This is a genomic window from Billgrantia montanilacus, from assembly GCF_003336675.1.
GTDB lineage: Bacteria > Pseudomonadota > Gammaproteobacteria > Pseudomonadales > Halomonadaceae > Halomonas > Halomonas montanilacus.
Map to the genome: position 1 here is coordinate 66,300 of NZ_QPII01000003.1, position 19,315 is coordinate 85,614.

A 19,315-nucleotide genomic window follows, 5' to 3' on the forward strand; every position below is an offset into this window, starting at 1 on the left:
TCATCAAAAGTCAAAAATAATCATCTGATTGGTCAAAATGGTTCAACAAAAAGCGCACCACCTTCCCTCGCTGCAAGCCCTGCGCGCTTTTGAGGCATTAGCAAGGCTCGGCAGCCTGACCGAGGTTGCCGATTATCTCAGCCTCACCCGCAGCGCCATCAGTCATCAGTTGCGGCTTCTGGAAAGTCAGCTCAACATACGCCTTTATGAGCGGCGCGGACGTGGCGTGATCCTGACCCCGGCCGGTCAGCTCTATGCCGGAGAGGTTCGCGAGGTGCTCCAGAACCTGGAGCGGATCCACGCCAACCTGCCGGACCAGGAATATAACGGACATTTACATGTCTGCATGCCACCTGGCTTCGCTGCCAGTGTAATAAGCCGTCATATCAATGATTTCTACGCTGCTTATCCCACCATTCGTCTCCACCTGAGCACCAATCGTGAAGACGAAACGATCAATCAGCCCAACTTCGACCTTTTCGTGGTGTTCAGCGACGGCGTGCACACCGATCAGCATGTCGAACTATTGGCGCAACCGATGTACCACCCCGTGTGCAGCCCGACTCTGCTTAACGAACTCAACATCACGCATCCACGCCACCTGGATCGTGCCACCCTGCTGCACTTGCACGACGTACATGACTGGCAGCTCTGGCTGGCAGGCTGTGCGGGAAAGAATCAAGTCAAGTTCGAGTCTGGTATTTACTTCTCGAATGTCTTGTTGGTGCTACAGGCGGCACTGTCCGGCCAGGGCGTCGCCATCGGCGACGACGTGGTGTGCGGAGATAGCCTGCGTCACGGCCAACTTGTTCGCCCTTTCGGCGAGAAAATTCCCAGTGATCGTGCCTACTATCTGGTCACCCCGCACAGCCGATTGGAAGACCCCAACGTCCAGGCCTTCAGCGACTGGATGAAGAAGCTATTGGAAGGATTGCTAGGCGCTTCAGCCGTGTCCGGCTGATCGAATAGAAATGGCAAGAACGCTCACCTCAGGCGCAAGAAATTAACACCTCACGGCCTTTTTTACTGGTTTAAGGTGAATCTTGCACAACAATAGAGGTGAAACCCATGTTCGATCCCTGGCGTTCAAGCCATGCGCCCTCCCCACGCCATGCCGATATCGTGTTGCAAGAGGGGAAGATCTATACGCTCGATCCTGCTCGCCCTTGGGCCGAGGCGCTGGCCATGGCCGGAGGGCGTCTATGCGCGCTGGGAGACGACAGTTCAGTGCAAGAATGGATCGGACCCGATACGCGCGTGATCCCGTTGGGCGGCCGCTTCGTCATGCCCGGTCTGCACGACATGCACACCCACCCCGACCTGGGGCTGGCCGCCAAGTACGACGATTCGCTCAAGATCGGCATCGAGGACCCCGGCCCCGAGCAGGTCAAGCAGGCTATCCTCGATTATGCCGCGAGTCACCCCGGGGACGGTTGGATCCATGGCGCCTATTTCGTGCGTTACACCTTCCGTCAGGCTGGGCTGACCCCAGGCCGTGAATGGCTGGATAGCTTCATGCCCGACCGCCCAGTGGCCATCCTCGACCGGATGTGGGGGACGATGATGGTCAATAGCAAGGCAATGTCCCTGGCCGGTATCGACCGTCACACTTCAGACCCGCGCAATGGCTACATGGAGCGCGACCCGCTGACCGGCGAGCCCACTGGTCTGATGATCGATGGCGCCTATGCCATGATCCACGCCGCCATGCCCCCCACACCTGTGGAGGTACTACGCAAGGCCTATCAAGAAGGTTTGCACTTTCAGACCAGCCGCGGGGTTACGGCGACCAAGTACGTGCACGTATGCGAACAGCGGTTGGCCGCCCTCAAGCAGCTCGATGATGCCGGCAAGTTAAGTCTACGCGTAGAAGCGGCCATCAGCTGGCAGGATGACATCTTTCCGGTCAAGCGACGCTGGGAGCTGCTCTGCGGCGAACGACACTACTACGCCAGCAGCCGCCTGAGCGCCAATGCCGTCAAATTCCATTTCGACGGTACCGTGGAGCCGCGCTCTTCCTTCCTGCTCACTCCCTGGGAGAGCGGGGACGACTGGCGCGGCAAGATCAACCTCACGCCCGAGCACCTGCGCGACATGCTGGTCGACATGGATCGCCGCGGCATTCGGGTCATTGCCCACTGCACCGGCGACGGCGCTTCCGACCTTTTCCTGGATGCCGTGGCAACCACCCGACGCATCAATGGGCCCAGCGGGGTACGCCACCAGTGCGCACACAGCACCATCTTGCATAACGCTAACCTCGCCCGCTTCGCCGAGTTGGACGTCATCGCCGAATTCTCTCCGGCGGCCTGGTATCCCTCGCGCTTCACTTCGGGCGCACGGGCCGGCTACGGGGAGGATCGACTGTCGCGCGCCTACAACCTACGCGGTGTGCTGGATGCGGGAGGCGTTGCGGTCTTCGGAACCGACTTCCCGGTGGCTTCCATCGACCCCTGGTTGGCATTGGAAACCTTGGTGACGCGCCAGAATCCCTGGGAGCCGGGCGAGGAGCGCTTCGGCACGCCGATCAGCCTCGAAGAGGCACTTCGCGTCGCCACGATCAACGGCGCCTATGCGATGGGGCTGGAGGACGAAACCGGCTCGCTCGAAGTGGGCAAGTCGGCCGATCTCATCGTGCTGGACCATGATCCCTTTTCGCGGGAGGTACGAGGCAACCTGCATCGCACCCAAGTCGAGATGAGCTTTCTCCAGGGCCAGCCGGTCTACGACCGCGACCGTATGTTGACGAGGTTCGGCCTGGAGGCCACCTGGCAGGGCCAGCCTCCTTCGCTGACCTCATGAGACACCACCACAACGACCGCATTACGGAGTCCTGACATGACCTGTGCCGAACTACTCATTCGTCTCCTGCGCGACCGCTATAGCGTCGATACGCTCTTCGGCATTCCCGGTGTACATACGGTGGAGCTGTATCGCGGCCTCGAAGAGAGCGGCGTGCGTCACGTCACGCCGCGCCACGAGCAGGGCGCCGGCTTCATGGCCGATGGCTACGCCCGGGCGACGGGAAGGCCCGGCGTCTGCCTGATCATCACCGGGCCCGGCATGACCAACATTGCCACCGCCATGGGCCAGGCGCTGGCCGACTCGGTACCCATGCTGGTGATTTCCAGCGTCAACCGTCGGGATACCCTGGGCCTCGGCCAGGGCCGGCTACATGAGCTGGAGAGCCAGCAGGGTCTGGTAGCGGGCGTGGCGCGATTCAGCCACACCTTGCTCGATCCCGCTGGCCTGCCCGAAGTACTGGCCAGAGCCTTCGCCGTTTTCCAGGGCCAGCGGCCGGGACCGGTACATATCGAGATTCCCATCGATCTCTTCGACGCCCCCGTTAGCCCACCCGCGGAGTGGACTGCCCCGACCATTTATCCCCCGGCACCCGACCCCTCCGGACTGGCCCAAGCTGCCCAATGGCTGCGTGACGCCCAGCATCCGCTTGTGCTGCTTGGTGGCGGCTGCGTCAAGGCGCCCGACGCGGCCAGAGAGCTGGTCACCCGACTGGACGCACCGACGGCTACCACCATCAACGCCAAGGGTCTATTAGGTGATGCGCATCCGCTGGATCTCGGTGCCAATACGGGACTGCCGGCCGTGCGCAAGCTGGCGCGCGAGGCCGATATCATCCTGGCCATCGGCACCGAGCTTGGCGAGACCGACTATGACGTGGTCTTCGATGACGGTTTCACCCTCATCGGCCGACTGATTCGTATCGACCTGGATGCGCAGCAACTGGTGCGCAACCAATCCCTATCGTTGGGCCTGATCGGGGATGCGGCGCAGGCAATGAAAGGGCTACTCGAGCATTTCCAGCTCCCGCTGAACAAGAATGGCCTTGCACGCGCCAGCAGGACGCGAGAAGCGCTTAACCTTGCCCAGGATCCAGCTCTCTCCCCCTTCGTACCGCTGTGCCAAACCCTGCGCCAGGCACTGCCTAACGCCATCTGGGTGGGTGACTCCACGGCCCCGGTCTACGCTGCCAACCATCTGCTGGCGCTGCCGGCCCCTCGGCACTTCTTCAATGCCTCCACTGGCTACGGCACGCTGGGATATGGCCTGCCGGCAGCGCTGGGGGCCCAGCTTGGTCAGCCGGAACTACCCGTCATCGCCCTGGTCGGGGACGGGGGCGTCATGTTCACCCTCTCGGAGCTGGCCACTGCCGTCGAATACCGGCTGCCCGTGGTCATCGTGCTATGGCATAACCAGGGATACGAGGAGATTCGTCGGTACATGGACAACCACGGCGTCGAGCGTCTAGGCGTAGACATTCAGGCGCCCGACTTCATCACGGTAGCCCATGGGTTTGGCTGCCTGGCTACACGGGTCGATTCTCCCCCCGAACTGGCCACGGCGCTCGAAAGCCGCCCGGCCGACGGGCCGTTTCTCGTCGAGGTAGACGCCAATGCCTGGATGGGTTGGTACCAGGACAACACACTCGCTGCCAAGGAGCCTGCATGACTCCGCTGATCCATCAATTCATCGACAACCAATGGGTCGCCTCGGCAAGCGATCGTCGTCTGCCCGTGACCAATCCCTACACGGAAGCGCTCATCACCGAGGTGACGACCGGCCATCCATACGACGTGAATGACGCCGTGGGCGCTGCCCAGCGTGCACTCCCCGGCTGGCAGGGGCTTACCGGCGCCGAGCGCGGCAGGTACCTCGAGAGATTCGCCGAGATACTGTCGCGCCGGCGAGACGAGCTGGCACGGCTATCGGTGACCAATAACGGAAAAGTATTGGCGGAAGCGAACCTCGACCTGGACGACGCCATTGCCTGCTACCGCTACTACGCCCAACAGGCGCGAGCCCTGGACGAGCGCCAGGGTGAGCGGGTTCGCCTCGAGGTGGAAGGCGTCGAGGCGCGGTGCTATCACGATCCTGTCGGTGTCGTCGGGCTCATCACCCCATGGAACTTCCCGCTGGTGACCAGCGCCTGGAAAGTCGCCCCGGCACTGGCCGCCGGCTGCACCGTCGTACTCAAGCCCTCGGAAGTGACACCGTTGCCGGAGCGGGCCATCGCCGAGATCGCCCTCGAGATGGAACTGCCGGCGGGGGTGCTCAACCTGCTTTTTGGCGACGGCAACGGCATCGGTGCCCCACTCAGCGCACACCCCGGGATCGACAAGGTTTCTTTCACCGGCAGCAACCGGGTGGGCGAAGCCGTGATGCATGCCGCGGCCGAACGCACGATTGGCGTATCGCTCGAACTGGGCGGTAAATCGCCCATTCTGGTGATGGAGGATGCCGACCCCGATCAGGCAGCCGACTGGGTGATGGCGGGTATCTATTACAATGCAGGGCAGATCTGCTCGGCGACTTCCCGTCTGCTGGTTCACCAGAACGTAGCAGAACCACTCTACGCAGCCTTGGCACACCGCATCGATGCACTCGAATTGGGTGATCCGCTGGCCGAGGGCATCGACATGGGCCCCCTGACTAGCGCACGACAGCGCGACGCCGTTCGGGGCTACCTGACTATCGCCGATCAGGAGGGTCTTGTGGTGGTCCGCGACGCGCGCCACCGTACGCTACCCAAGAAAGGATACTTCCTGGCACCGACACTGTATCGCGATGTTCCCACGAGCAGTCGCCTCTGGCGGGAGGAGATTTTTGGCCCCGTGCTTTGCGCACGCAGCGTGGCCGACGAGGCGGAAGCGATCGCTCTTGCCAACGATACCGTCTTCGGACTGGCCGCTACCGTGATCTGCTGGGATCCACAGCGAGCGCGGCGGATCGGCCGACAGCTCAAGTCCGGAAGTATCTGGTACAACAGCGAGCAGCTGGTATTGCCTCAGACCGGCTGGGGCGGTTTCAAACGCAGTGGTATCGGCCGAGAATTAGGTCCATGGGGCCTACAAGCGTTTCTAGAGGTCAAGCATGTTATTGGGCCCGGTGATCTTGGTTGAAAATTGGCAGCTCCCGGATCCAAGCAGCACCTCGAATTCAGTCACTGCTCAGAAAGGCGGGAGGCAGGGCTTCGTCGAGGTAGGTGGTGTTGAACTCCACCATCTTCGCCAGGGCCCCGGGGTCGGGGAAGAACACCTCTTGCCGCTCCTTCAGCACCAGCCCTTCTTCGCGGAGCATGGAAAAGGTCCGGCTCACATGGACGGCGCTCAGGCCCAGCACATCGCCCAACTGCTCCTGGGACAGCGGCAACTGGAATCTCCCCTCCTCGACCGCCCCTATCCTGCGCAGGCGGAGGTAGATTTCATAGAGAAAGTGCCCCAGGCGCTGTTGAGCGGTGTGGCGGCCGATGTAGACCAGCCGCTCGGTGAGCATGGCCTGCTGGCGAACGGCAATGGCGACCATCCCGGCCGCCAGGGTCGGCGACGTGCGAATCAGCTGGCACAGGTGCTGAGGCGAGAATGGGCAGATCACCCCCGCGTTGATCATCGCCACCCCGGCCAGCCGCTTGGAGAAGCCGAAATCGCGCATGCCGATGATGTCGCCAGGCAGATAGACCTTGAGGATCTGCATGGAACCGTTGTCGAGATAGCGAAAGGAGTAGGCCCACCCTGCCTTGAGAACACAGAACAGCTCCACATCCGAGCCCTCTTGCCAGAGGATTTCCCCGGCGGTCACCCGTCTGGAATTATGCTCCAGCTCGATCAGAAGCGTCTCATCGACTTCCGAAAGCGCACCGTGCCGCTTAAGTTGCTGAATCACAATGCTATTGAGTAGGGTCACAGCCACTCCGGCGGGCTCAGTTAGACGATAGCATTCTAACCAAGTTCTTAAGTAGCACTTCATAACATAGGTTATAGGCGGCTCACGTCCGGCGCCCCCTGCTTTGGTCGAGTATGCGCCATGAAAATTGCTTGATACCGGGGGCCCACCGCGCCATCATCGCGCCCAGCGCGTGAGCGAGACCGGGGTGGCATCGGGTTCGGGCACATCAGGTTGGCCCTCGTTCCGATAAGACCCTATATTTGAAAGACATTTTTGACCTGGATTCGTGAGCCAATGAGCAAAGTCCTGATTATCGGCGCCGGTGGCGTCGGCGGCGTCGTTACCCACAAGTGTGCACAGCATCCCGAAGTCTTCTCGGAGATCTGCCTGGCCAGTCGCAATGAAGACAAGTGTCGCGCCATCGCGGACCAGCTGGATCGCCAGATCCAGACCGCCCAGGTGGACGCCGACAACGTCGAGGCACTGGTTGCCCTGATCGAGTCGTTCAAGCCCGACTTGCTGATTCACGTGGCGCTGCCCTATCAGGACCTGACCATCATGGAGGCATGCCTGCGTACCGGCGTGCCCTACCTGGACACCGCCAACTACGAGCATCCCGACGAGGCCAAGTTCGAGTACAAGGAGCAGTGGGCCTTCCAGGAGCGCTACGCCAAGGCCGGCGTCATGGCCACCCTGGGCTGCGGCTTCGACCCGGGCATGACCAACATCTACTGCGCCTACGCCCAGAAGAACCTGTTCGACGAGATCCACCAGATCGACATCCTGGACGCCAACGGCGGCGACCACGGCTATCCCTTCGCCACCAACTTCAATCCCGAGATCAACATCCGCGAGATCACCGCCAACGGCCGCTACTGGGAAGAGGGCGAGTGGAAAGAGACCGCTCCCCTGGCCGAGAAGCGCACGTTCGATTTCGACGGTATCGGCGAGAAGGACCTCTACCTGCTCTATCACGAGGAGCTGGAATCCCTCTCGCAGAACATCAAGGGGCTGAAGCGGATCCGCTTCTGGATGACCTTCTCCGAGAAGTACATCACCCACCTCAAGGTGCTCGAGAACGTCGGCATGACCAGCATCGAGCCGATCGAGTTCGAGGGCAAGCAGATCACGCCGCTGCAGTTCCTCAAGGCGGTGCTGCCCGACCCGGCGTCGCTCGGCCCGCGCACCAAGGGCAAGACCAACATCGGCATCATTGCCGACGGCATCAAGGACGGCAAGCGGCGCAAGGTGCATATCTACAATATCTGCGACCACGAGGCCTGCTACCGGGAGGTGCAGTCCCAGGCGATCTCCTATACCACCGGCGTGCCCGCCGTCACCGGGGCCATGCTGATGCTGGAAGGAATCTGGAAGGGTGCCGGCGTGTTCAACGTCGAGCAGCTCGACCCGGACCCCTTCATGGCGCGCATCGGCGAGATGGGCTTGCCGTGGCAGGTGGTCGAGCTCGACCCCGAAGCCGACCCGCTGGCCTGAACGTAGATGGCATCGCAGAACATGGAAACGCCGGTCTATCCCTTTGATGTTCAGGCCTGCCCGTCGCCGGCCTACGTGGTCGACGACGCCCTGCTACGCAAGAACCTGGTCCTGCTCAAGCAGGTCCAGGAAGCGAGCGGTGCGCGTATCCTGCTGGCCCTGAAGGGCTTCGCCATGTGGGATACCTTCGCCATGGCCCGGGAGTACCTGGTCGGCACCACCGCCAGCGGCCAGGACGAAGCACGGCTGGGTGCGGAGACCTTCGGCGGAGAGGTGCACTGCTACTCGCCGGCCTTTACCGAGGAGGAGATGGAGGTGGTGCTGCGCTATGCCGACCACATCAGCTTCAACTCCCCCACCCAGTGGCGGCGCTTCCGCGACACCGTCGCGGCCGCACCACGTCGGATTTCCTGCGGCATGCGCGTCAACCCGGAGCACTCCACCGGGGCGGTGCCGCTCTACGATCCCTGCGCGCCGGGCTCACGCCTCGGCACCCGGGCCGCGGACCTGCTGCCTGCGGATCTCCAAGGCCTCGAGGGGTTGCACTTCCACACCCTTTGCGAGCAGAACAGCGACGCCCTGGAGGAGACCCTGGCCGCCTTCGAGGCCAAGTTCGGCCAGTACCTGGCAAGCCTTGCGTGGGTCAACTTCGGCGGCGGACACCATATCACCCGCGAGGACTACGACGTCGAACGGCTGGTGCGGGTGATCCGCGACTTCAAGGCACGCCATCCGCACCTGACGGTCTACCTGGAGCCCGGCGAGGCCATCGCGCTCAACACCGGCTACCTGGTCTGCTCGGTACTGGATATCGTCGAGAATGACGGCCCTATCGCCATCCTCGACACCTCCGCCACCGCACACATGCCAGACGTGCTGGAGATGCCCTACCGGCCGCAGATCATCGGTGCCGGTGAGTCCGGCGAGAAGGCCCACACCTATCGCCTGGGCGGCCTGACGTGTCTCGCCGGCGATGTCATCGGCGACTACAGCTTCGATGCGCCGCTGGCCATCGGCGACCGTCTGGTGTTCACCGACATGGCCCACTACACCATGGTGAAGACCACCACCTTCAACGGCATGCGCCTACCCTCGATCTGCCGCATTGACGAGACAAGCCGCGAGATACGCACGGTCAAGACCTTCGGTTATGAGGACTACAAGCAGCGCCTGAGCTAGGCCCCTTCATGGGTTCCACTCACCGCGCAGCAGGCACCCAAGGGTGCCTGTTGCGTTTCTGCACCGCCTCTTTCCTCCTCGCCCCGCCCCTCTTTTCCCCTGCTACGCTTTCACGCATGGTAAGGAGCCCGATATCACCAGCCAGGGAGAGCAGCGATGACCACCGTTTTCAAGTTCGGCGGCGCCTCGATCAAGAATGCCGATGCCATACGCCACCTGACGCCCCTCATCGAGGCCCACAGGGATAGGCCACTGGTGGTAGTGGTTTCCGCCATGGGCAAGACGACCAATGCCCTCGAGGCACTGCTGGCCGACGCCCGTGACGGCAACCGTGGCGGCGACGGCTATCAGGAGCGGCTCGCGTCGCTCAAGGCCAGCCATCGGGAGGTGGCAGACGCGCTCTTCGGTGGCGAAGCCGATTCGCTGAAGTCGCGCCTCGACGCCCTGTTCGACGAGCTGGACGAACAGCACCGGCACTATCGTGACAGCCCCTATCCGGAGCACTACGACCAGACGGTCTGCTATGGAGAGTTGCTTTCCACCACCCTGGTTGCCGAGTGGCTGAACCGTCAGGGCGTGGAAACGGAGTGGCTCGATGCCCGCGAGCTGATCATCACCGACGAACAGCATCAGGACGCCAACCTGAACTGGTCAGCCACCACGGATGCCATCCGCAAGCGAGCGGGGGGTGAGGACCGGGTGCTGCTGACCCAGGGCTTCATCGGCGGCACCTCTGGTGGCGCCTCCACCACCCTCGGCCGGGAAGGCTCGGATTTCAGCGCGGCGATCTTCGCCCACTGCCTCGATGCCGCGGAGGTGGTGATCTGGAAGGACGTACCGGGACTGTTCAACGCCGACCCCCGGCGCTTCGATAACGCCGTGCAACTGAAACGGCTCTCCTACGCCGAGACCATCGAACTCGCCTGGCACGGCGCCAAGGTCATCCATCCCAAGACCCTGGGGCCATTGAAGCAGAAGGCCATTCCGCTGACGGTCCGCTCCTTCGAGACCCCGGACGCGCCACCCAGCGTCATCGACGCGGATACCCGATTCGATACCGAGCACCCCTCCTGCATCCTGCGCGACGACCAGGTCTTGCTCGAGGTGAAGTCGAAGGACTTCTCCTTCATGGACGAGCCGCGCCAGCACGACATCCTCGGCCGACTGGTGGAAGCCGGCGTTCATGCCAACCTGATCGACGGTAGCGCCATGCAGTTCACGCTCTGCTGCGACAACAAGCCCGAGCGGCTGCAGCCGCTGACCGACTCGCTGGACGCCGACTATGCGCTCGAGCGACAGGAAGGCCTGACGCTGCTCACCGTGAGGCACCCCAGCGAATCACTGCTGGAGCGGCTCAGCGAAGGTCGCGACATCCTTGCCGAGCGCCGTAATGCCACGACCACCCAGCGGCTGTTCCGCACCGACGAGTGCCCGGAGACCTGGCATATCCCCGACTGAGCGGGGCTCGGAAGAGTCGACAATCCCGCCACCGAAAGGCCGCGGGTCAGGTGGCACCAAAAACGCCGGGGCAATTCATCACCCCGGCGTTTATTGGTTTCGTCTTATGACAAGCTCACCGCATCAGGCGGCGTCGCGCTTGGATTCACTCGCCGCCTGCATCGCCAGGGCGGTGTCGAGCATGCGGTTGGAGAAGCCCCATTCGTTGTCATACCAGGCCATTACCTTGACCAGGCGGCCATTCACCCGGGTGTGGTTGGCATCGAAGGTCGAGGAGTTAGGGTCGTGATTGAAGTCGATGGAGACCAGCGGCTGGGCGTTGACCGCCAGCACCGGTGAGGCCTCCGCCGCCTTGGCGACGATGGCGTTGATCTCTTCCTTGGTGGTGTCACGGCCGGCGGTGAACACCAGGTCCACCAGCGAGACGTTGATCACCGGCACGCGCACTGCCAGGCCGTCGAACTTGCCGGCCAGCTCCGGCAGCACCAAGCCCACCGCGGCGGCGGCGCCGGTCTTGGTCGGAATCATCGAGTGGGTGGCGCTGCGGGCCCGGTAGGGGTCGCTGTGATAGACGTCGGAGAGGTTCTGGTCGTTGGTGTAGGCGTGCACCGTGGTCATCAGCCCGTTCTCGATGCCCACCGACTCGTTGAGCGCCTGGGCGATCGGCGCCAGGCAGTTGGTGGTGCAGGAGGCGTTGGAGACCACCTTGTGCTCGGGCTTGAGCACGCCCTCGTTGACGCCGAAGACGATGGTGGCATCGGCATCCGGGCTCGGCGCCGAGATCAGCACCCGCTCGGCGCCGGCTTCCAGGTGCTTGCCGGCGGCCTCGCGCTTGGTGAACAGGCCGGTGCACTCCATCACCAGGTCGACCCCAAGAGCCTTCCAGGGCAGGGCCGACGGATCGCGCTCCGACAGGATGGCGATGCGATCCCCGTCCACGGTGAGGCTCTCCTCGTCGTGCTCCACGGAAAACGGAAAATGACCATGCACGGTGTCGTGGCGCAGCAGGTGGGCGTTGAGGGCGGGCGCCCCCAGGTCGTTGATGGCGACCACCTGAATACGGTTGCGGTAGCCGTTTTCGTAGAGCGCGCGAAGTACGTTCCGGCCGATACGGCCGAAACCGTTGATAGCGATCTTGAGTGTCATGGCATCTTCCTCCCGAAAGTGGGCAGCATTTTTTCAATGTGGTGCAATTACCGCTGAGTCTCAAGTTTTTTTGGTAATATTACAACATTTTTTGCGCTTCCCTTTTCCTCTGCTTCCTCATCGCGCCGCAACATATGCATATTACTCAGGAATGGTTGGCCTTCCAGCGTGCATCGTGCGGGATACGAGCAAAGCAGAATTCTGTAGTAATATTACGTCCTCGCCGCTAAGGTAGTCACATTCCAGGAAATCACCCGGCCGCCGCCATCAGGAGGACTCTTCCATGCCCCACAGCCAACCTCGCTCCCCCCTTCGCCGCACCAAGATCGTCGCCACCCTGGGGCCGGCCAGCGACCGCGATGGCGTGCTGGAAGCGATGATCGAGGCCGGCGTCGACGTGGTGCGCCTCAATTTCTCTCACGGCTCCGCCGACGATCACCGCCAGCGCCTCGAGCGCGTGCGCGAGATCGCCGCCCGCCTGGGCCGGGCCGTGGCCGCCCTGGGCGACCTGCAGGGCCCCAAGATCCGCATCGCCCGCTTCAAGGATGGCCCGGTGACGCTCGAGGAGGGGCAGCCCTTCCTGCTCGACATGGCGCTGGACTCCGATGCCGGTGACGTGACCCGGGTCGGCTGCGACTACAAGACCCTCGCCGACGACGTCGTCCCCGGCGACCGGCTGCTGCTCGACGACGGCCGGCTGGTGCTGGAAGTGACCAAGGTCCAGGGGCAGGAGATTCACACTCTTGTCACCGTAGGCGGCAAGCTCTCCAACAACAAGGGCATCAACAAGGAGGGTGGCGGCCTCTCGGCCCCGGCGCTCACCGACAAGGACCGCGCCGACCTCAAGACCGCCATCGACATCGGCGTCGACTACCTGGCGGTCTCGTTCCCGCGCAGCGCCGCCGACATGCACGAGGCGCGGGAGCTGTTGGGCGAGGCGGGGAAAGAGATCGGCCTGGTGGCCAAGCTCGAACGTGCCGAGGCAGTGGCCGACGCGGCGACACTCGACGGCATCATCGAGGCCTCCGAGGCGGTGATGGTGGCCCGCGGCGACCTGGGGGTGGAGATCGGCGACGCCGAGCTGATCGGCATGCAGAAACGCATCATCAAGCGTGCCCGCACCCTGAACCGGGCGGTGATCACGGCAACGCAGATGATGGAGTCGATGATCACCTCGCCGCTGCCCACCCGGGCCGAGGTGTTCGACGTGGCCAACGCGGTGCTCGACGGCACCGACGCGGTGATGCTCTCCGCCGAGACCGCCGCCGGCGACTTCCCGGTGGAGACCATCGCGGCGATCAACCGCGTCTGCCTCGGCGCCGAGCGCGAGAGGATCGCCCAGGAGTCCGGTCACCGCATCCACGAAGGCTTCTCGCGGATCGACGAGACCATCGCCCTGTCGGCAATGTACGCCGCCAACCACCTCACCGGCGTGGCGGCCATCGCCTGCATGACCTCCACCGGCTATACGCCGCTGATCGCCTCGCGCATCCGCTCGGGCCTGCCCATCGTCGGCCTGGCCCACAGCCCGGTGGCGCAGCGGCGCATGGCGCTCTACCGCGGCGTGGTCTCGCTGCCCTTCGACACCAGCGGGATGACGCCCACCGAACTCAATGAGCGAGCGCTGGCGCTGCTGGTCGAGCAGGGCATTGCGCTGCCCGGGGAACATGTCATTCTGACCCGGGGCGATCACATGAACGCCCACGGCGGCACCAACACCCTGAAGATACTCGAGGTGGGAACACCATGACCGATCCGCGTCCACGGCGCACCGTGCAGCGCACCCTCCCGGCCCGCAAGCGCATCGCGCTGATCGCCCATGACGGCAAGAAAGAGGAGCTGCTGGCATGGGCCACACGCTGGCAGCAAACCCTGGCGGACCACGAACTGGTCGGCACCGGCACCACTGCCGGACGCATCTCGGCGCAGCTGGGCCTAACGGTGGAAGGCATGATGAGCGGCCCACTGGGAGGCGACCAGCAGATCGGCGCTCGCATCACGGAACAGCGGCTGGACCTGCTGGTCTTCTTCTGGGACCCCTTCGCACCCCAGCCCCATGATCCCGACGTCAAGGCACTGCTGCGGCTCGCTGCCCTGTGGAACATTCCCGTGGCCTGCAACGCCGCCAGTGCCGACTTCCTGATCAGCTCTCCCTGGCTGTCACAGCCCTACGAGATGACCATTCCCGATGCCCAGGCATGGGTGGCATCACGCAATTCACAGGGCTGACAGGCGGCCCGCGCCAGCCTCGCCCGACTATCGCGCCTGAGGAAACCGCATGTTCCAACTTACCCGCAGCGTCACCTGGCAAGCCCTGAAGCGATTGCAGCAGGAAACCGCCAACGACCGGATCAAGGATTACTTCACCGCCGACCCCCAGCGCTTCGAGAAGATGAGCCTGCGCGTCGGCGGCCTGTTTCTCGACTATTCCAAGCACCAGATCTCCGATGCGGTGCTGGCCAAGCTGCTCGAGCTCGCCGACCACTCGGCGCTGGTCCAGCGGCGCGCCCAGATGTTTTCCGGCGACATCATCAATGTCACCGAGGACCGCCCGGTACTCCACGCCGCCCTCCGCAACCTGGGCGATAGCCCGGTGATGGTCGACGGCAAGGACGTGATGCCGGAGATCCGCCGCTCCTGGGAACAGCTGCGCCAGTTCGCCGACGCCGTACGCAACGGCGAGTGGAAGGGCTACAGCGGCAAGCGCATCAAGGACGTGGTCAACATCGGTATCGGCGGGTCGGACCTGGGTCCCAACATGGCCAGCCGGGCGCTGCTCAAGCACCGGCACCCGGAACTCGCCTTCCACTTCGTCTCCAACGTCGACGGCGCCCATATCCAGAAGGTGCTCTCCCGTCTCGACCCGGCCACCACGCTGTTCATCGTCTCGACCAAGACCTTCTCCACCCAGGAGACGCTGCTCAACGCCAAGACGGCACGCCGCTGGTTCGTCGAGCAGGCCGGCGAAGACGCCGACGTGGGCGCCCACTTCGTCGCCGCTTCGACCAACCGCCGCGCCGCCATGGAGTTCGGCGTGCGCGAGGAGAACGTCTTCGAGTTCTGGGCCTGGGTCGGCGGACGCTACTCCATGTGGTCCTCCATCGGCCTGCCGATCGCCCTTTCCGTGGGCTTCGACGGTTTCATGGAGATGCTCGAAGGCGCCTACGAGATGGACCAGCACTTCCTCTCCGCCCCCTTCGACCGGAACATGCCGGTGCTGATGGCGCTGGTCGGCATCTGGAACCTCAACTTCCACGGCGCCGAGACCCAGGCCATCGTGCCCTACGACCAGGCGCTGCATCAGCTGCCCGCCTTCCTGCAGCAGCTGGACATGGAGTCCAACGGCAAGTCGGTGGATATCTTCGGACACCCGGTGGACTACAAGACCGGCCCCATCGTCTGGGGGCAGACCGGCTCCAACGGCCAGCACGCCTTCTTCCAGCTGCTGCACCAGGGCACCCGCTACGTGCCCATCGACTTTATCGCCTCACTCAAGCCGGAGCCCGGCGTCGAAGAGCACCACTTCGCGCTGCTCACCAACATGCTGGCCCAGGCCAACGCCTTCATGGAGGGCAGCCAGACCGGCGGCCGACTCGACCCCTACAGCTGCCCCGGCAATCGCCCCTCCAGCGTGCTGCTGCTCGACGAGCTGACACCCAAGAACCTCGGCGCGCTGATCGCGCTCTACGAGCACAAGGTCTTCGTTCAGGGAGTGATCTGGAACATCAACTCCTTCGACCAGTGGGGAGTGGAGCTGGGCAAGCGCATCGCCGGCGAGATCAGCGAGCGCCTGGACACCCAGACCCAGGACTTCGATGCCTCCACCCAGGGGCTGCTGGCCCTGGTGCGTGAGCATTTCCACGCCATGCCCTCGGCCGCCCCGGCACCGGCAAGGAGTGAGAAAAAGGCACGCAGGAAGGAGAGCTGAACCTACCAGGGACGACCGGGCGCCAGCCGCGCCCGGACCGTGCGGTCGCCCAGCCAGGCGGCAGCGAGCCACAGTGGCACGCTGGCTAGCACATAGAGCAGTGCCAGCCATGGCAGGCCGATCTCCACCAGGTAGAGGGTCTCGAGGCTGAACAGCGAAAAGGTCGTGAAGCCGCCACAGAAGCCGGCTACCAGGAAGGGCTGCCAGCGTGCCACCCGCCCTCCCTCGCGGCAGGCCGCATAGGCGGCGAAGGCGGCAATCAGCCAGGAGCCCGCCAGATTCACCGCCAGGGTGCCCCAGGGAAAGGCCGGGCCCAGCGCCGTCAGCGAAGCGACCGACACCAGGTAGCGCAGCACACTGCCCAGGGCGCTGCCCACCCCCACCGCCGCATAGTCGCGCCAGCCGCTCATGGCGCGCCTCCTGCCAGCCACCAACCCAGCCAGGCCAGCGCCAGCCCCGACAGGCAGGTCGTGCCGACATTGGCCAACGCGATCAACGTCCGGCCGCTTTGCCACAACGCAAGCGTCTGCAGGCTGAGAGAGGAAACCGTGGTATAGCCACCCAGCACGCCGACCATCAGGCCCAGCCAGGCCGAAGAGAGATCGAGACCCTGCGGTACGCCCAGGCGGCCGGCGATCCAACCAGCCAGCAGCGCCCCGCTGAGATTGACCGCCAGCGTCCCCCAGGGAAAACCGGTGCCCAGCCAACGGGCCAGAAGCCGGGAAGCCGCCAGCCGGGCCATGCCCCCCGCGGCCCCTCCCGCCGCCACCAGCAATACCGCGACCCATCCGACGCTCATGCTGCTTCCCCAGCGGCAAGTGTTATAACAACCGATGCTAACGAAGTCGTTGCGAGCACACAAAGAAAAGCCACCCGCAGGGCGGATGGCAAGAGGATCGAGCATGTTGCAGGGAATCGTGCCAAGAGATAGGCACGCACGGAATATGACACAGACCTCGTTACATGTACAATTACTGCATCGATAATTCGACACGTCCGCCCAGCGGTTCGTCCCGTGGTGACAAAGTCCGTATCATATGCCGCACGAGACATGACGGATCCCTGACGACACGCCCGAGATGGAGGTCACTGCGTGATGCCCACACGTTTCATCCCCTGGCTGCTTGGCTGGCTGCTGCTGGCCTGCCTGGCTGCGACACCCGTCCTGGCCCAGCCGATCGAGGCCGCCAATGAGCCCGCCTACTCGACGCTGGCCGACCTCCTGGAGGACGAGTCATCCCGCCAGCAGTTGATCGACCACCTGCGGCGACAGGCAATCGATGAGGGCGCTCTGGCGGGGGCCGAAGCCGTACAACAAGGGCAGCAGCCGGAACAGGTATCGCTGCCAAGGCAGCTGGCGGAGTTGACCAGCCGCGTTGTCAGCGATATCGGGGGAGAGTTCCGCAACCTGGTGAGCATCGTGACCGGCCTGTTCACCGGTGACACTACCGCCACCGCCTTCGACACAGCGGCCTTCACCTCCGCGGCGATCAACCTGGGGCTGGTGATACTGGCCACGTTCCTCTTTTTTATCGCGTTCCGCCATCTGGCCAGGCCGCTGTTCACCCGCATCAGCGGCTGGTCGCTGCAGGCCAGCAGCCTCACGCCGGTGGTGCGCCTGGTGCTCTGCGTGGCCCTAGCCGCCCTGGCAGACGCACTGATCGTGGTGATGGCCTACATGGCCGGCAACCTGATCGCCACCTTCGCCATCGGCGAGGCCGGCGAGCTCTCCACTCGAGCCTCGCTGTTCCTCAACGCCTTCCTCATCATCGAGCTGCTGAAGGCCGCCGTGCGAATGCTGTTCTCGTCACGCTACGAGGGGCTGCGCCTGCTGCCCATCTCGGCTGGCGAAGCTTCCTACTGGAACCGCTGGATCGCCCGTCTCATCGGGCTGGTGGGCTATGGCCTGATGGTGGTGGTGCCGCTGGCCAGCGCCTATTTCGCACCGACCCTGGGACAGGGCATCGGCGCTCTGATCATCTTCGGCGCCTTCTTCTATGCCGTGGCGGTGGTGCTCAAGAATCGGGTGCGCATCCGCGACAATCTCGACCAGTTGGCGGCCCGCAGCGACCTGACCGCGACCCGGGTCTCCCTCCAGCTGTTCGCCCGCACCTGGCACCTGTTCGCCCTGGCGTACTTCCTGATGGTGCTGGTACTGACCCTGACCCGGCCGGCCGATGCCCTGCCCTTCGTGCTACTTGCAACGCTCAAGACGCTGGCCATCGTGGTGGTGGGCATGCTCCTGTCGAGCCTGTTGACCCAGACCATCGGGCGTCGCATTCACCTTTCCGACGACCTGCGCCGCAAGCTGCCGCTGCTGGAGCCTCGCCTCAACAGCTATGTGCCCAACGCCCTGCGCGTCATCCGTACCATCATCCTGATCGTGGTGGTCCTGCTCGTGCTCAACGCCTGGGGAGCCTTCGACCTGATGGCCTGGTACGCCTCCGAGCCGGGCCGCGGCCTGGTGGGTAAACTGGCGAGCGTCGCGACGATCCTGGTTGTCGCCATCGGCGTCTGGCTGGGCCTGGCCAGCCTGATCGAGCACAAGCTGAATCCGGAGACCGGTGCCGGCGAACCCACCGCTCGCGCCAAGACCCTGCTTTCGCTGTTCCGCAACGCCCTGGCCATCGCCCTGATCACCATGACGATGATGATCGTGCTGGCCGAGATCGGTATCAACATCGGCCCGCTGATCGCTGGTGCCGGCGTGCTGGGCCTGGCCATCGGTTTCGGCGCCCAGAAGCTGGTACAGGACATCATTACCGGGGTCTTCATTCAGGTGGAGAACGCCATGAACACCGGCGACGTGGTCACCGTGGGCGGCATCACTGGCACCGCCGAGCGACTCAGCATCCGCTCGGTGGGTATTCGTGACCTCTCGGGCACCTACCATATCGTGCCTTTCTCAAGCGTCGATACCGTCTCCAACTACATGCGCGAGTTCGGCTACCACGTGGGCGAGTACGGCATCGCCTACCGCGAGAGCATCGACGACGCCATCGTCGCCCTGCGCGAGGCCTTCGATGAACTGGCGGCCGACGAGGAGCACAAGATGAACATCCTGGCGCCGCTGGAAGTGGCCGGGGTCACCGGCCTCGGCGACAGTTCGGTGAATATCCGCGTGCGGATCAAGACCACTCCCGGCACCCAATGGAGCACCGGCCGGGCCTTCAACCGGCTGGTCAAGCTGCACTTCGACGGCAAGGGCATCGAGATCCCCTTCCCCCACACCACGCTCTACTTCGGCGTTGGCAAGGAGGGCGAGGCGCCGCCGGCCAACCTGCGTGTCATGCAGCAGCCCTTCGACATCAACGGACGCCCGGGCGGCCAGCCGAGTTCCGGCGAGAGCAGTCGTTCCGGCGAGGACGATCCCCGCTCGAAGCCCAACCCGACATTCAAGGGCGACTACGAGGAACGGGATTGAGC

Annotated in this window: 15 protein-coding genes; 11 read left to right on the forward strand and 4 right to left on the reverse strand. The window is 64.0% G+C overall.

All coding sequences use genetic code 11. The features are described 5' to 3' along the window. The first annotated feature begins 37 nt into the window (after positions 1-37). From DU505_RS05685 to DU505_RS05700, 4 genes are all read left to right on the forward strand, one after another. Positions 38-961, forward strand: a complete 924-nt coding sequence (locus tag DU505_RS05685) for a LysR substrate-binding domain-containing protein (protein WP_114478031.1) — start codon at positions 38-40, stop codon at positions 959-961. Positions 962-1,068: 107 nt separating this feature from the next. Beyond that, entirely contained in the window at positions 1,069-2,802 is a 1,734-nt protein-coding gene (locus tag DU505_RS05690; RefSeq protein ID WP_114478032.1) for an amidohydrolase, read from the forward strand. A gap of 36 nt (positions 2,803-2,838) precedes the next feature. Beyond that, positions 2,839-4,470, forward strand: coding sequence for a 5-guanidino-2-oxopentanoate decarboxylase (locus DU505_RS05695; RefSeq protein WP_114478033.1), 1,632 nt, complete (start codon positions 2,839-2,841; stop codon positions 4,468-4,470). Beyond that, positions 4,467-5,921 carry an aldehyde dehydrogenase family protein gene (locus tag DU505_RS05700; RefSeq protein WP_114478034.1) on the forward strand — a complete coding sequence of 485 codons (1,455 nt, stop codon included), beginning with the start codon at positions 4,467-4,469 and terminating at the stop codon, positions 5,919-5,921. Before DU505_RS05695 ends, DU505_RS05700 begins: the two co-directional genes overlap by 4 nt. A 37-nt stretch (positions 5,922-5,958) precedes the next feature. On the opposite strand, the gene DU505_RS05705 is transcribed toward DU505_RS05700, so the two are convergent. After that, positions 5,959-6,702 (reverse strand): Crp/Fnr family transcriptional regulator, encoded by a 744-nt coding sequence (locus tag DU505_RS05705; RefSeq protein WP_245947783.1) that lies wholly within the window; start codon positions 6,700-6,702, stop codon positions 5,959-5,961. Positions 6,703-6,978: 276 nt separating this feature from the next. Between DU505_RS05705 and DU505_RS05710 the strand changes: the two genes are divergently transcribed. The 3 genes from DU505_RS05710 to DU505_RS05720 all read left to right on the forward strand — a co-directional run bounded on the left by DU505_RS05710 (position 6,979) and on the right by DU505_RS05720 (position 10,815). Continuing rightward, positions 6,979-8,178 (forward strand): saccharopine dehydrogenase family protein, encoded by a 1,200-nt coding sequence (locus DU505_RS05710; RefSeq protein ID WP_114478035.1) that lies wholly within the window; start codon positions 6,979-6,981, stop codon positions 8,176-8,178. Between the two features lie 6 nt (positions 8,179-8,184). Next, positions 8,185-9,357: a carboxynorspermidine decarboxylase gene (gene nspC, locus DU505_RS05715; protein WP_245947784.1), complete on the forward strand. Its 1,173-nt coding sequence runs from the start codon at positions 8,185-8,187 to the stop codon at positions 9,355-9,357. 156 nt (positions 9,358-9,513) lie between these two features. Beyond that, complete coding sequence (locus tag DU505_RS05720; RefSeq protein ID WP_114478036.1) at positions 9,514-10,815, forward strand: aspartate kinase; 1,302 nt, start codon at positions 9,514-9,516, stop codon at positions 10,813-10,815. 123 nt (positions 10,816-10,938) lie between these two features. On the opposite strand, the gene gap is transcribed toward DU505_RS05720, so the two are convergent. Then, positions 10,939-11,961 (reverse strand): type I glyceraldehyde-3-phosphate dehydrogenase, encoded by a 1,023-nt coding sequence (gap, locus tag DU505_RS05725; protein WP_114478037.1) that lies wholly within the window; start codon positions 11,959-11,961, stop codon positions 10,939-10,941. Positions 11,962-12,244: 283 nt separating this feature from the next. Between gap and pyk the strand changes: the two genes are divergently transcribed. From pyk to pgi, 3 genes are read left to right on the forward strand one after another with little or no spacing between them, the layout of a single operon-like run. After that, positions 12,245-13,711: a pyruvate kinase gene (gene pyk, locus DU505_RS05730; protein ID WP_114478038.1), complete on the forward strand. Its 1,467-nt coding sequence runs from the start codon at positions 12,245-12,247 to the stop codon at positions 13,709-13,711. Then, positions 13,708-14,190, forward strand: coding sequence for a methylglyoxal synthase (locus tag DU505_RS05735; RefSeq protein WP_114478039.1), 483 nt, complete (start codon positions 13,708-13,710; stop codon positions 14,188-14,190). Before pyk ends, DU505_RS05735 begins: the two co-directional genes overlap by 4 nt. Positions 14,191-14,239: 49 nt before the next feature. Continuing rightward, a complete protein-coding gene (gene pgi / locus DU505_RS05740) occupies positions 14,240-15,889 on the forward strand; it encodes a glucose-6-phosphate isomerase (protein ID WP_114478040.1) in 1,650 nt (549 codons plus the stop codon). 2 nt (positions 15,890-15,891) lie between these two features. On the opposite strand, the gene DU505_RS05745 is transcribed toward pgi, so the two are convergent. Continuing rightward, positions 15,892-16,299: a fluoride efflux transporter FluC gene (locus tag DU505_RS05745; protein ID WP_114478041.1), complete on the reverse strand. Its 408-nt coding sequence runs from the start codon at positions 16,297-16,299 to the stop codon at positions 15,892-15,894. Beyond that, entirely contained in the window at positions 16,296-16,688 is a 393-nt protein-coding gene (locus tag DU505_RS05750) for a fluoride efflux transporter FluC (protein ID WP_114478042.1), read from the reverse strand. The genes DU505_RS05745 and DU505_RS05750 overlap by 4 nt, the downstream gene beginning before the upstream one ends. Before the next feature lie 297 nt (positions 16,689-16,985). Here DU505_RS05750 and ybiO point away from each other — a divergent pair, with 297 nt between their 5' ends. Continuing rightward, positions 16,986-19,313: a mechanosensitive channel protein gene (ybiO, locus tag DU505_RS05755; protein WP_422667001.1), complete on the forward strand. Its 2,328-nt coding sequence runs from the start codon at positions 16,986-16,988 to the stop codon at positions 19,311-19,313. The last annotated feature ends 2 nt before the right edge of the window (positions 19,314-19,315 follow it).